We start from the raw sequence: 12,932 nt of genomic DNA, 5'->3' as shown, positions 1-12,932 counted from the left end.
TGCCCTCCGCCGCGGCACCCGGCCACCGGCCGCGGCGGAGGGCACGACACGGAGCCCGGCTACCTCAGGTACGGACCCGTGGCGCCGACCTTCCCGGGGGCCGGGTTGCCCGGCAGTTCCAGGACGTACGCGCGCAGGTTGCCCTTGCCCGGGGCCGCGACCGTCAGGGTCCCGTTCGAGACCGTGCGGCGGTCGCCCGTCACGGCGTCGACGTACGTCCCGTCCGGGATCCGCGAGAACGTCGCCCCGCCGGACACGGTCACCAGCACGAAGCTGTCCGTGGACCCCTGGGTGAACCGCCGCTTGTACGCCGTCGATCCGGTCACGCCCACCGTCGAGTACTGCCCCTTCTGCAGGGCCGGCACGGCCCGCCGGATCAGGTTGAGCCGCTGCACGTGCTTGACCAGCGGCTGCGCGAGGGTCTGCGCCACCGCCCCCGACGCGCTCGACACCACCCCGAAGTCACTCGCCGTCACCGACCCCGCCAGATGGTCGCCGTAGTATGCCCGCCCGGTCGTGGCGAGCGGGCACGTCGGCCCGCAGTCGATCCGGCTGCCCTTCCGGAACTCGATCTCCGACCCGTAGTACAGCGTCGGGATCCCGCGGAACGTCCACATCAGGGCCATGTTCTCGGCCCACGCGTCCGTCCCGCCGTCGTACCGCACCGTGGACTTGTTCGGCCCGTAGTCGTGCGAGTCCACGTACACGGCGTTGTAGGTCGAGTCGTTGTACGAGTCGTCCGAGTCCTTCCCCGCCCAGAACGCGTTCCCGGCGTCCCCGAAGTTCATGTGCATGCGCATGTCGATCACGTTCATGCCCGAGAACCTCGAGTGGTCCGGCGCGTGGTACGTGTTCCCGTCCGTTCCGGTCAGGAACGCGTTGTCCGACGTCGGCTGGTTGCCCGTGCCCTGCAGGTTCTCGTACTCGAACTGCTCGGCCGCCGCCACGACGTCGTCGAGCGAGTACTCCCGCCGCTCCTTCCACGTGTAGAACTGCGCCGAGTGGTTCACGGACCCGCGGTTCCACTTGTCGTGCACGAACGCCGCGACCTCGCCGAACACGTAGAAGTCGTTTCCCTTGGCCCCGTGCGTCGCCACCGCGTGCTCGCGGATCGCGGGCAGGAAGTGCCGGTTCCACATGACGCGCGGGACGTGCACGGCCGTGTCCACCCGGAAGCCGTCCACGCCCATGTCGATGTACCTGTTGTACGCGTCGATCAGGTACTGCTGCACCACGGCGTTCTCGGTGTTCAGGTCCGCCAGGTCCTCGTGCAGCCAGCAGTCCTGCGCGTCCTTGCCCTCCCAGTTCCCGATCCAGCACCGGTGGTACCGGTCCGCCGGGAACATCCCCGACGTCGGCGACGGCCACTGGCAGTGGTGCAGCGCGAAGCCCTCCCGGCTGTAGCCACCCGTCGGCGCGCCGTAGTTCGCGCACGCGGTGCCCGCGGGCGCCGTCGTCGACCACAGGTCCCCGTTGTACGGACGGCCCTTCGCGAGCGCGTTCTGCGCCGGCGTCAGCGCCGGATCGGCGCCGTCGTGCTCCTCCAGGGGGTCGTACCCGCGTCCCGCCTCCTTCGCCGAGTACATCCAGTCCCACTGCCCGTCCCGCGCACCCCACACGGTCGGCGTGAACAGCCCCTTCGCGCCCCAGCGCGACGAGTGGTTGTACACGACGTCCTGGTAGATCTTGATTCCCTCGGCGTGCGCCGCGTCGATCAGCTCCTGGTACGACGCCCCCGGACTCTCCAGCCGCGGGTCCACCCGGAAGAAGTCCCAGCCGTGATACCCGTGGAAGTCGTAGTCCGACCGGTTCAGCACCACCGGCGTGATCCAGATCGCCGAGAACCCCAGCGCCTTGACGTAGTCGAGCTTGTCCACCAGCCCCTGGAAGTCGCCGCGGAACATCGGATCGCCGTTCGCTGCGTTCCCTGAGGCCACGTGCTGCGACCCGCCGCGGTTGTTCGCCGCCGCGCCGTCGTTGAACCGCGCCGTCATCACGAAGTAGATCGAGTCCTCGCGCGGGTCGCCGCCCAGCGGTGCGCCGGCGGGGGCGCTCGAGGTCGGTGTCGGGGAGGGCGTCGGCGTCGTGCCCGGGGACGACGACGGGGTCGGGCTGGGGCTGGGCGAGGTGGTCGGGCTCGGGCTCGTCGTCGGGTTCGTGGCCGACGGCGTCGGGCTGGGTGCGGCACACGGTGCGGTGCCGGTCGTCAGGACACCGTCGGCGACCCGCACGATCCCGGCGCCCGCACGGTAGTTCGCACCGCGGTTGTTGTCCCACCAGCCCTGGCCGTTGTTGAAGGTGAGCTGGACGCCCGAGGCCGGGCCGAGGTCGATGTCGTAGCGGAGCCAGCCGTCGCAGGCCTTCGTCATCGGGTGGCCGGGGACGGCGGTCCACGACTGCCCGTCGACGCCGTAGTGGATGTTGGTCAGGGCCCATTCCGCCCGGTCCTTGTAGTACACGGTCGTCACGGCGTTCTGCGCCCCGGCGGCGGGTATCCCCGCCAGCGCGGCCACGGGTGCGGCGATCGTGGCGGCGAGCACCGCGGCGACCGCTCGCCTCGTCGCGGCCACCCGCGATCGTGCGCCGATGCGCGGCCCTGCGGCAGCTCGCCTCTTCGCGAGCAGTGATCCGTACATGATCCTGTCCTCCCTCACCGGTCGCGCCGTCGCGACCGGATGCTTCGTGCCCGGCGGCCACGACACTGCGGCGGCCCGGAGCTGCGGCGTAGCAAGATTTCAGAAACTTGCAGCACGTCTTGCAGGATCGTACAGACCGGACATCCACGTGTACAGAGCCGGCACGGACGTAGCGGGGAAGGGGCGCGGCGGACCTGCCGGTCGGCACGACCGCACGCCGGGGACCACCACGCCGTGGTGAGAGGTTCGCCCTGGTGACGGGCTCAGGCGCCTCAGCCGAGGGGGAGGACGGCGGCGAGGTCCGCCGCGAGGAGGAGCTCGCGCAGCGGGACGACCAGGAGGCCGAGCCCGACGGCGACGGCGATGCTCGTGCGCAGGCGCGGGGTGTCCCGGGCCCCGCGGAGGTGGACCGCCGCGATCATCGCGGCGACCGCGAGACCCGGCAGGATGCCGACGACGATCGCCGGCACGGTGCCCAGGACGACCTCCAGGGCGGGATGCCCGGTCAGGGAGATCGCGGAGGCCGTGACGGCGCCGCACAGGTCGATGAGGTGCCCGACGACGGGCGGGGCGCCGCTCTCCTCGATGTGGCCGTCGAGCGACAGGCGGAAGCCGAAGCACAGGAAGAGGAAGATGTAGGACGCGATCGGCAGGACGGCGCCGAGCAGACCGGGAACGGACGGTTCGGACGCCGTCGAGGCGTAGATCCAGGCGGTGGGGAGCGCGAGCACCACCGTGAGCAGCACGAGGGCGATGACGCCGTACACCAGGCTTCGGGCCTGCGCACCCCGCTTCCGCAGGATGCGGTCCAGGGCGAGGGCGGCCGGGACACCGAGGACGAGCAGCCCGCCGAACACGTACGCGTTGAGGTCGCCGAGCACCCGGGCGTTCCCGCCGGTGAGCGCGAACGGCACCACCGACAGCACGAACATCAGCGCGAGGAAGGCGGTGCCGCCGATCACGGCGACGAACGGTCCCCGCAGGCCCGGGCCGCGGACCCCGCTGAGCCAGGCGAGCAGCAGCCAGCTCACGCCGAGGACGATCGTCTGCGTGAGGATCGCGGCCGGGGCGATCGTGCCGAGGAGATCGGTGACCAGGCGGCTCGCCTGATCGGCCGGATCCACCTGCTCGCCGGGGAACAGGCCGTACGCCACCACGAGCAGCACGAGCGAGACGAAGGTGCTCAGCTGGCCCGGGTCGCGCCAGGCTCGCTCCCGGATCTTGGTGCGGACGAACCCGATCACGCCGTCGGCCGCGCCGACGAGCCACCGCACCACCTTGTACGTGACGTAGATGCCTACGGCCGCCGCGGCGATCCGCAGGATGCCGCCCAGCTCGTCCGGTCCGAGCTCGCCGAGGAACGGCTCGAGGTCCCCGAACCCGATGTCCCCGACGAAGGACTCCCACCACTCCACGAGCCGAGGCTAGGGCCGCAGCTCGCTCCCAGGAAACCCTGTGACCAGGTGAAATCTGCGACCAGGTGAGAGCCGCAGTGCGGCGGGCCCGGGCCGGGAGACTCCCGGCCCGGACCCGCCGCACGGGTCAGCGGATCAGGGCTGGACGGTGGGGACGAAGTTGTCGAGGAGGAACTGGCCCTCCTCGCCGGCGGGCAGCTCGCCCATGAAGCGGGTGACGACCCGCGTCTCGGCCGACTTCACGAAGAGCTGGAAGTCGATGGTCTCGACGGACGCGTCGGCCCAGTGGCCGGTCTGCGCGGCGACGAGCACGGCCTTCGAGGCGCCCTCGACCTCGACGTACGAGGCGTGGAACCCGAGCCGGTTCAGCTCCGCCGGCCGGGGCATCCGCTGGTCGAAGAACGGGGACTGGACGAGGACCCGCCAGTGCAGGTCGCCGAACTCGTCGGAGACGGCGACCTCGGGCGACTCCCACTCGTGGCCGTCGCCGCCGTCGCCGGAGATCGCCCGGCCGGTCCAGTCGGCGGGGAGCTGGTAGCCGACGCCGTTGGTGGCGGTGGCCTGCCAGCCGTCGGTCGCGCCCGGGGTGGGCTCGCCGAGGGTGATGGGCGTGCCGACGGGGTCGCAGTCCGCCGGGGTGTCGGCGGCGGCGACGCGCGCGGCCGGGGAGCAGGCCGCGGCGGGTGCGGCACCGGCGACGGCGATCGCCGCGGGTGTCGCGAGGAGTCCGACGGCGAGGCCGGCGGACAGGACCTTGGAGCGCATCGTGCGTGTGTCGTTCATGCCTTCCAAGACGCGGGCGGGGGCGGTGAGGTTGGCTCTACCTGCGCATTCACCGGTGGAGAAATGGTGAGGGGCGCGCGGCGTCGTCGTCCGCCCCCGCGCGGGCGCGCCCCCGCGCGGATGCGATGATGAGCACCGACCGACCGGGTCGACGGACCCACCGACCGAGGAGAACCGCATGTCCGAGTCCGAGTTCCTGTCCCAGCAGCCGGGCGAGCACGACCTGGACGGTGACGGCGTCACCGACGTCGAGACCCGCGACACGGACGGCGACGGTGTCGTCGACGCCCAGTACGAGGACTACGACGGCGACGGCGTCCCCGACCTGGAGCTCCACGACACGGACGGCGACGGCCACCCGGACGTCGTCCGCGAGGTGGCGGCCGGTGTCGAGACGATCGGGGTCGACACGACGGGCGACGGCGAGCCGGACGTGATCGACACCTTCGACGCCTGACACACCCCAGGCCCGGCGGCCGTTCGTTGTCCGGTTCGGGCTGGTATCGGTATGCTTCGCCGGTGAATCTTCGGATGGCCGGCTCGAGGGCTGCACTGCTCGCCGTGGTGCTCGTGGCCGTGCAGCCGGTGCTGCTGCTGATCGGGAGGGTCGCGGATCCGGCCCAGGCGGCCGAGGTCGACGGGGCCTCCTTGCCCGAGGTCGTCGTCACGCTGGCGGGGGTGCTGGTCCTCCCCGTGGTGGTGGCGTCGGTCGCGCTGGTCCTGCTCGGGCGGCGGCTCGTGGTCATGGCCGCACTCGTGCTGACCGCGGCATGGACTACCGCCATCGGGTTCGCGGAGACCTCGGGCGCGGACCTGCCTGCCTCCGTGGACGAACTGACGATCGCCGTCGTGCTCATCGACGCAGGCCTGGCCATCGCTCTGGCCGAGACGGAGACGGGCCGGCGGCTCTGGCGCCGGGTGGGCGCGGGTTTCCTCGCCGCCGCCGCGATCTGGTGGGGCGTGCACACGCTGCTGGGCACGGTGGGGCCGGTGTTCTACCTCTTCGAGCAGCCGCCCGGCGTGTTCGTCACCCTGGTGGCCGACGCCGTCGTCGTCCCCGCGGTCACCGTGGCACTCGTGATCCTGCTGTGCACGGGTGGTCCGCGCGGCCTGCGCGTGGCCGGCTTCCTGGCAGGCGCGCTGGTGCTCGACATGGTCTGGGCGCTGATCGGCCTGATCGCGGCGGGGGCGCATCCGGCGTGGCCCGTCGTCGCCGTCCTCCGGGCCGCCGCGCTGATCGCTGTCACCCTGCTCGCCTGCCACGCGGCCGGTTCTGAGGCGGGAACGGCCTCACCTCGGGTGCCGTGACGTGAGACGCCTCCGGCGGGTGCCGGGCCACGACGGCGCCCACCAGTTCGCGTCCCCGGCGAGCCGCATGAGGGCGGGCACCAGGATCCCGCGGATCACCGTGGCGTCCACCAGGATGGCGACGGCGGTGCCGATCCCGATCATCTGCAGGTACATGACCGACCCGGTGGCGTAGACGCCGAACGAGACGGCGAGGGTGACGGCGGCGGCGGTGATGAGCGGGGCACTGCGCTGCAGTCCCGCCAGCACCGCCCGCCGGTTGTCGCCGGTGCGCTCGTACTCCTCCCGGATGCGGGACACCATGAACACCTCGTAGTCCATGGACAGCCCGTAGACCAGGCAGAACATCAGGATCGGGAACGCCGGGTCGAGGGTGCCCACGGGCGTGAACCCGATGACCCCGGCCAGCAGGCCCTCCTGGAACACGAGGGTCAGCACGCCGAACATGACGCCGATGCTGAGCAGGTTGAGCAGGGTCGCCTTGAGCGGCACCACCACGCTGCGGGACAGGGCGAACAGCACCACGAAGGTCATCGCGAGGATCAGGCCGCCGACCAGCGGCAGCCGGTCCAGCAGCACGGCACGGAAGTCGGCGAGCTGCGCGGGGTAGCCGCCCACCAGGACGTCGTCGAACGGCGACGGCGCGGCGCGCACCCCGGCCACCGCCTCGCCGGCGCCCGCCTCCAGCGCGTCCCGGGCCAGGACCACCTCCAGGCGCTGGTGCGTCCCGCCGTCGAGCCTGTCACCGGTCGCCTCGGTGCGGCCGCCGGTCACCGGCTCGCCGCGGCGAAAGACCCCCGCGGCCGAGCCGACCTGGATCACGCCCGGCAGGCGCGACAGCTCGGTGGCGTAGGCCGCGACGGCGCCGTCCGACGGCGGGGCCGCGGCCGTCCCGACGACCTGGAGCGCGTCGTGCGGCTCGGTGGCGAAGTCCCGCCGCATCAGGTCGTAGGTGTCGCGCACCGAGGAGCCCTGGGCGAGGACCCGGTCGTCCGGGACCCCGACCCGCAGCACCGCGACGGGCGCCGCCGCGGCGAGCAGCACCAGGAGCGCGGCCGTACCCCACACCACCGGGCGGCGCATCACGTGCAGCCCCAGCCGGTACCAGCCGCCGGCCTCGACCGGCCGCGGCGCCGGGAGCACCACCCCGCGCCGGGCCCAGCGCTCGCCCAGCACGGCGAGCGCCGCGGGCAGCACCACCAGGGCACCCAGCGCCGCGGTGAGCACCGTCGCCACGCCCGCGTACGCGAACGAGCGCAGGAACGGGAACGGGAGCGCCGCCAGCACGGCCACCGAGGCGGCGACCGTCAGGCCGCTGAGGATCACGGTGCGGCCCGCGGTACCGAGCGTCTCCCGCAGCGCCGCCCGCACCTGCGCGCCGCGACCGAGCGCCTCACGGAACCGCGAGATGACGAACAGGCAGTAGTCCACCCCCAGCCCGATGCCCATCACGAGCACGATGTTGGCCGCGAACGTCGCGATCTCGACCAGCGAGGTCAGGGCCCGCAGCACCGCCAGGGTCAGGACCACGGAGAACACGCCCACGCCGAGCGTCAGCAGGGCGGCGCTCACCCGCCGGTGGATGATCGTCAGGAGCACCAGCATCAGCGGGACGATGATCAGCTCCGCGCGGACGAGGTCCTGCGCGGCCTGCGCGCCGATCTGCGTGGAGGCCGCCTCGGGCCCGGCCACGCGCACGGCGACCGTGCCGTCGTCCCGGGTGAACTCCTGGATGTAGCGGGCGATCTCGGCCCGCGCGGCGGTGGCGTCACCGGTCACGTGGGCGAGCACGAGCGCGGACGCGCCGTCCTCGCTGCGCATGGTCGTATCGCCCGTGGACCAGTAGGACCAGACCTCGGCGACGGCAGGCTCCCGGGCGAGGTCGCCGGCGACGGCGCTCGCGGAGCGGGCCACGTCCGGGGCGTCGACGTCGCCGGCGTGCGCCGAGACCAGCAGCACCACGTTGGCGTTGCCGGTGCCGAACTCCCGGCGCAGCAGGTCCTGCGCGGCGACCGATTCGGTGCCGGGCGCCTCCCAGCGGCTGAGCACGAAGGACGACATCGCCCCCGCCGCCACCACGCCGAACGCCACGAGAGCGGCGCACGCGGCGACGAGCACGGTGCGGCGCCTGCAGTACAGGACGTCGGCGAGGCGTTCGAGGGCGGACGCCGCCCGGGGAAGGTTCGTCATGGTGTCTCCGCTGCTTGCTAGGCTGATGCGAGCGAATGCTCGCGATCCGAGGTTCGCGACCGAGAATACGAGCGATTACTCGCATTGTCGAGTGTCGGCGGGACGGAGGTGTGCGCGCCATGGGCGGGACGACGGGGACGACCGGGACGGCGGAGGCCGGCGACGGCGCGCCCGTGCGGCGCCGGCAGGCCCGCGGGCAGAAGCGGATCGAGGAGATCCTGCACGCGGCGGCCGAGGTGTTCGGCGAGCAGGGCTACGACGCGACGACCACGAACGCGATCGCCGCCCGCGCCGGGGTGTCGCCCGGCTCGCTGTACCAGTTCTTCGGCAACAAGGACGAGGTGGCCCGGGCGCTCGCGGAACGTTACGCGGCCCGGCTCGAGACCCTGCGGGCCGAGCTCGGGACCGTGGGGGACCCGGGCGACGGCCAGGACCTGGAGGAGCTGGCCGCGGACGTGCTCGGCCCGCTGGTCGCGTTCAACCTGGCCCACCCGGGGTTCAAGGCGTTGTTCGCCCGTACCGACATGCCCGCCGGGCTGCGCGACGCCGTCGCGCCCGTGCAGGCCGCGATCCACGGCCGGGTCGCCGAACTCGTCGGCCGGCTCCTGCCCGGCCGCCCGGACGGGGAGGTGGCGCGGGTCGCCACGGTCTCGATCCAGCTCGTGCGAGGCATGATCCCGCTGGTCACGGGCGCCGACGACGGGCGTGAGCGCGAGGCGATGATCGCCGAGCTGCACACGGTGGTGGTGAGCTACCTGCGCCGCCAGGCGGACCTGGCCGGGGAACGCCCGGTCTGACCGACCACCCCGGCGCGGCCCGCGGGACGTCGTCCCGGGGCCGCGCCCGCGAGGTCACCGTCGTGATGACCGCCCGGTCAGCCGAGCCTGCACGAGCTCACGGTGATCTCCTGCCCGAGGGCGACGGCGCGGATCGCGTTCTGGACCAGGCGTCCCTCCGGGTCGATGGTCTGCTCGTTGTAGTGGATCTCGACGAGCCCGAGCACCGAGAGCGAGCCCGTTCCCGTGCCGATCGGGATCCCGTTGATCGTGCCGACGGCCGAGGTCCGGACGATCCCCGCGGCGTCGGCCGTGCACGTGCTGACGATGTCCTCGATCCGGACCAGCCCGCCGAGCAGGGCGACGTCGCCGACCTCGGAGTGCACCTCGGTCCGGCCGCTGGTCGTGTTCACCGAGCACGAGACGGCGAGCGCGCGGAGGTCCGCGACCGGGGTGCCGAGACTCGCGGCGGCCTGTTCGTCGTCCGGCGGGCATCGCACGTCGGGGGTGCGGCCGACGTCGATCGTCCCGTCCGCGGACAGCGCGTGTCCCGCTCCGGGGACGAACACCACCACGTCGACCGACCGCACGTCGGCACCGCCGTCGTCGTCGGTGACGGTCGTGGTGATCGTGCGCGGCCCCAGCCCGTCGAAACCGTACGTGTGCGAGGCGGTGCACGTCCCGCGACCGCGTTCCTGGCTCACCGTCCCGGGAACCGCGGGCGTCCCGTCGCCGAAGTCGACCGCACAGGAGTGGGTGTCGTTCGCCCCGGGGTCGGTGAAGGCCACGGTGACCGGCGCCGGCACTCTCGCGTTGACGAGCTCGCCGGCGGCGGGCGCCGTGATGCCCGAGCTGGGTGCCACGTTCGTCACCTGGACGAAGGCCGGGTCCGTGACCGGAGGGTTGTGGCCGTCGTCGGCGGTCAGGGCCACGACGGCGTCGCCGTCGTCGTCGCACACGAAGGTGGTGGCCGTCGAGCCGGGCGTGCCGAGGGCGCAGGCCGCGCCGGGGTCGAACTGCTCGCCCTGGCCGTAGGACCAGGACACCGCGGGATCGTCCTCCGGATCGGTCACCGTTCCCGTGAGGCCGACCGGCGTGCCCTCGGGCGTCGTCCGGTCCGGCCCCGCGTCCACGTGCGGCGGCTGGTTCACCGGGGGCGGGGGATCGTCGGGGTGGGGCGGGCGGGGGAAGCACAGGACCCCCACGTCGTCGGACGCACCGGCCGCCGTGCTGCCGCAGCCGCCCGGGCTCAGCCCGAGCAACGGCTCGCACGTGGCGGTGACCACCTCATCCTTCTCGCCCACGTGCACGAAGAAGTCGTCCTGGTGGATGAAGGTGCCGGTCTGGGCGCGGTAGGACCGCAGGATCCGGTCCTTGCGGTAGTAGTGCTGGAGGGCGGTGCCCGCGCATTCGTTGTCGTCCGCGGAGACCCCCTCCACGGAGTAGTCCTCGGCCCCGTGGGCCGCGCCCTCCGCTGTCGAGGCCATCGGGTACTCGTCGCACTGCTCACCGGCGGCCGGGTCATAGACACTGGTCGGCGCCTTGCCGCACGTCGACTGCACGACCTTTCGGTTCGCCTCGGCCTCCTCTGGTGAGATCCGGTGCAGTGCTCCGGCGCGGGGCTCTCCGGAGACGTACTCCCCCGGGATCGTCTTGCCGTCGAAGTACGGGTAGGTGTTGTGCCGGGCGCCGTCGCGATAGCAGTTCGGCTCCGCCTGCGCGCATCTGATGTGCTCCGACACCTCGTCGACCAGCGGGTCCCGGGTCGATAGCTCGAAGCGGGGGATCACGTCGTTGAAGACGCACGCGCCCTCCCTCCCCGGGAAGTAGGCCGCGGAATCACACCGGATGTTGTGCCGGGCCGAGTTCGCCATCGTGAGCTGATACCCCCAGTCCGGATCGTTCAGCGTGCCGGTGAAGAACCAGGGGGCATGCGACACCTGGTCAGGCCCGCTCCCGAAGGCGGGGTCGGAGGTGACCTCGAACCTGGTCCACGAGCCGACCCAGTCCTTGATCTGCTTGCGCTCCCAGTCGGTGTCGTCGCACTGGTTCTCGGGGCACGAGATGCCCTGCTCGATGTAGGACGTCGGCCGGATCTGCCCCTTCGGCGTCGGCCAGTAGTCGACGTCGTCGCCGCGGAAGAAGATCACCACCGACCGCTGCTGGTCGTCGCGGCCGTACCCGACGATCGAGTAGTCCATCTCCATCGTCGCCACGACGCGACCGGCCACGCCGCGTACCGCGTGGTGGTGCCACCGCTGGCACCACATGAACCGGTTGTAGACGCGTCCGGCCTCTGAGTGCGCCTCGTCGCTGGCCAGGCAGTCCTCGACGTCCTCGCCGCTCGGTTCCGCCGGCGGCGTCCGCTTGGGTTCCGCGAGGATGCCGACGTCGGCGGCGGGCGTTCCCGGGCCGGGTACGTCATCGGTGGTGACGCGACCGACGCCGGCGGGTGCGGGGGCAGCGCCGGCGGCGGGCACCGACACCAGCACCGACATCGAGACACAGACCGCCAGCAGGACGGCCCACGCTCCCCGCGCGCGTCGTCGTACCCACCGGTACGAAAGCATCAGGTCGTTCGTTCCGGCGATATCGCGGAGCTCACGCATTCCCGGATATTATCGTGCGAAATTCACCCGGTCTACCCTTCAGGCCGGCGGGCCCGCAGGTGAGCCTGTGGGCGGGCCGGTGAAGCCGGTCAGGAAGCGGTCCAGCCGGTCGGCGGCCTGGTCGGGGCGCAGCCGGCGGGCGGTGCCCAGGGTGGCCAGGCCGTGCAGGCCGCTCCACAGCACCTCGGTCGCGGTCTCCGTGTCCGTCCCGCCGGCGAACGGGGTGACCACCTCGACGATCTCGGCGAACGCGGATCGCAGGGGCGCGGGGGTCTCCGCGGTGCCGAAGGGGATGCCGAGCGGCCGCACGAACATGGCCTCGTAGAGCGCCGGGTGCGCGGCCGCGAACGCCAGGTACGCCTCGGCGAGGGCGCGCAGCGCCGCCCGCGGATCCGCCGCCCCGGCGCGGGCCGCCCGGGTCAGCTCGCCGAGCTCGTCGAACGCCTCGATCGCGACCGCCCGGACGATCGCCTCCTTGCCGGGGAAGTGGCCGTAGAGCACGGGCTGGCTGTACTCGATCTCCCGCGCGAGGCGCCGCACGGTGACGGCGTCCCACCCCTCGGACTCGGCGATGTCCCGTGCGGTCCGCACGATGAGGCGGTGCCGTTGAGCGCGCTCCCGCTCCCGCCGCTCCTCGATGGCCATGCGCTGATCCTAGCAGTGCTAGACAGGCGATCGCCGGTAGATGTAGCGTTGCCCCGAAACCTAGCACCGCTAGAAACTGGAGCCCTCGTGAAGCACCTCAACACCGTCCTCGTCGCCCTGACCGTCTGCGCAGGGCTGTTCTTCGGCCTGAACTTCCTCGTCCTGGGCGCCGGCGCCGCGGCCGGATTCGGCATCGAACCCTGGCCCACCGGCAACGCCGCCGGCTACTACACGGTCAAAGGCGTCCGGGACATCGCCTACGGGCTGACCGCCCTCGTGCTCCTGGTCCAGGGACAGCGCCGCGCGCTGGCCTGGGTCCTCCTCGTCGACGCCGTCATCCCGGCCGGCGACATGATCGCGGTGATGACCCACGGAGGCACCGTCGGCCAGGCGCTCGCGGTCCACGGCACAGCCGTCGTCCTCGTCCTGATCGCCTCGGCGCTGCTGTTCCTCGAGCAGCGCGGCGTCACCCGTGACGGTGCCCGGGACGGCGACCGCGACACGGACCGCGGCGCGCCGGTGCCGGCCGCTCGCTGAGGGATGGCGCCACCGCTCGACGGCGTCCGTGTA

10 protein-coding genes are annotated in these 12,932 nt (G+C 72.5%); 4 read left to right on the top strand and 6 right to left on the bottom strand.

The genetic code is table 11. The features are described from left to right. Positions 1 to 59: 59 nt before the first annotated feature. From ABD208_RS12665 to ABD208_RS12655, 3 genes are all read right to left on the bottom strand, one after another. Positions 60 to 2,636 (bottom strand): alpha-amylase family glycosyl hydrolase, encoded by a 2,577-nt coding sequence (locus ABD208_RS12665; protein WP_344103334.1) that lies wholly within the window; start codon positions 2,634 to 2,636, stop codon positions 60 to 62. 272 nt (positions 2,637 to 2,908) lie between these two features. Continuing rightward, complete coding sequence (locus ABD208_RS12660) at positions 2,909 to 4,051, bottom strand: hypothetical protein (RefSeq protein ID WP_344103332.1); 1,143 nt, start codon at positions 4,049 to 4,051, stop codon at positions 2,909 to 2,911. Positions 4,052 to 4,186: 135 nt separating this feature from the next. Further along, a complete protein-coding gene (locus ABD208_RS12655; protein WP_344103330.1) occupies positions 4,187 to 4,834 on the bottom strand; it encodes a hypothetical protein in 648 nt (215 codons plus the stop codon). A gap of 178 nt (positions 4,835 to 5,012) precedes the next feature. On the opposite strand from ABD208_RS12655, the gene ABD208_RS12650 reads away from it, so the two are divergent. Both ABD208_RS12650 and ABD208_RS12645 read left to right on the top strand, forming a co-directional pair. Next, positions 5,013 to 5,291 carry a hypothetical protein gene (locus ABD208_RS12650; protein ID WP_344103327.1) on the top strand — a complete coding sequence of 93 codons (279 nt, stop codon included), beginning with the start codon at positions 5,013 to 5,015 and terminating at the stop codon, positions 5,289 to 5,291. 62 nt (positions 5,292 to 5,353) lie between these two features. Next, positions 5,354 to 6,142, top strand: coding sequence for a hypothetical protein (locus ABD208_RS12645; protein ID WP_344103325.1), 789 nt, complete (start codon positions 5,354 to 5,356; stop codon positions 6,140 to 6,142). Here ABD208_RS12645 and ABD208_RS12640 read toward each other — a convergent pair. Next, the gene (locus ABD208_RS12640; protein WP_344103323.1) at positions 6,125 to 8,332 is read right to left on the bottom strand and encodes an MMPL family transporter; all 2,208 of its coding nucleotides are present in this window, start codon (positions 8,330 to 8,332) and stop codon (positions 6,125 to 6,127) included. The two genes, ABD208_RS12645 and ABD208_RS12640, sit on opposite strands and share 18 nt — an antisense overlap. Before the next feature lie 119 nt (positions 8,333 to 8,451). Here ABD208_RS12640 and ABD208_RS12635 point away from each other — a divergent pair, with 119 nt between their 5' ends. Continuing rightward, a complete protein-coding gene (locus ABD208_RS12635; protein ID WP_344103321.1) occupies positions 8,452 to 9,129 on the top strand; it encodes a TetR/AcrR family transcriptional regulator in 678 nt (225 codons plus the stop codon). A 77-nt stretch (positions 9,130 to 9,206) separates the two neighbouring features. On the opposite strand, the gene ABD208_RS12630 is transcribed toward ABD208_RS12635, so the two are convergent. Together ABD208_RS12630 and ABD208_RS12625 are read right to left on the bottom strand one after the other, a co-directional pair. After that, on the bottom strand, positions 9,207 to 11,717 hold the full coding sequence (locus ABD208_RS12630) for a NucA/NucB deoxyribonuclease domain-containing protein (protein ID WP_344103319.1): 2,511 nt from the start codon (positions 11,715 to 11,717) through the stop codon (positions 9,207 to 9,209). A gap of 39 nt (positions 11,718 to 11,756) precedes the next feature. Further along, positions 11,757 to 12,362 carry a TetR/AcrR family transcriptional regulator gene (locus tag ABD208_RS12625; RefSeq protein WP_344103317.1) on the bottom strand — a complete coding sequence of 202 codons (606 nt, stop codon included), beginning with the start codon at positions 12,360 to 12,362 and terminating at the stop codon, positions 11,757 to 11,759. Positions 12,363 to 12,449: 87 nt separating this feature from the next. Between ABD208_RS12625 and ABD208_RS12620 the strand changes: the two genes are divergently transcribed. Then, positions 12,450 to 12,899 carry a DUF4267 domain-containing protein gene (locus ABD208_RS12620; RefSeq protein ID WP_344103315.1) on the top strand — a complete coding sequence of 150 codons (450 nt, stop codon included), beginning with the start codon at positions 12,450 to 12,452 and terminating at the stop codon, positions 12,897 to 12,899. The last annotated feature ends 33 nt before the right edge of the window (positions 12,900 to 12,932 follow it).

It is taken from the genome of Myceligenerans crystallogenes (assembly GCF_039529775.1).
Lineage (GTDB): Bacteria > Actinomycetota > Actinomycetes > Actinomycetales > Cellulomonadaceae > Myceligenerans > Myceligenerans crystallogenes.
This window is presented reverse-complemented; position numbering and strand designations above follow the sequence as displayed.

What these genes read in the sequence shown, in the direction of transcription:
- ABD208_RS12665 (WP_344103334.1), bottom strand. Translation starts at nt 2,636, where the DNA reads ATGTACGGATCACTGCTCGCGAAGAGGCGAGCTGCCGCAGGGCCGCGC.
- ABD208_RS12655 (WP_344103330.1), bottom strand. Translation starts at nt 4,834, where the DNA reads ATGAACGACACACGCACGATGCGCTCCAAGGTCCTGTCCGCCGGCCTC.
- ABD208_RS12650 (WP_344103327.1), top strand. Translation starts at nt 5,013, where the DNA reads ATGTCCGAGTCCGAGTTCCTGTCCCAGCAGCCGGGCGAGCACGACCTG.
- ABD208_RS12640 (WP_344103323.1), bottom strand. Translation starts at nt 8,332, where the DNA reads ATGACGAACCTTCCCCGGGCGGCGTCCGCCCTCGAACGCCTCGCCGAC.
- ABD208_RS12635 (WP_344103321.1), top strand. Translation starts at nt 8,452, where the DNA reads ATGGGCGGGACGACGGGGACGACCGGGACGGCGGAGGCCGGCGACGGC.
- ABD208_RS12630 (WP_344103319.1), bottom strand. Translation starts at nt 11,717, where the DNA reads ATGCGTGAGCTCCGCGATATCGCCGGAACGAACGACCTGATGCTTTCG.
- ABD208_RS12625 (WP_344103317.1), bottom strand. Translation starts at nt 12,362, where the DNA reads ATGGCCATCGAGGAGCGGCGGGAGCGGGAGCGCGCTCAACGGCACCGC.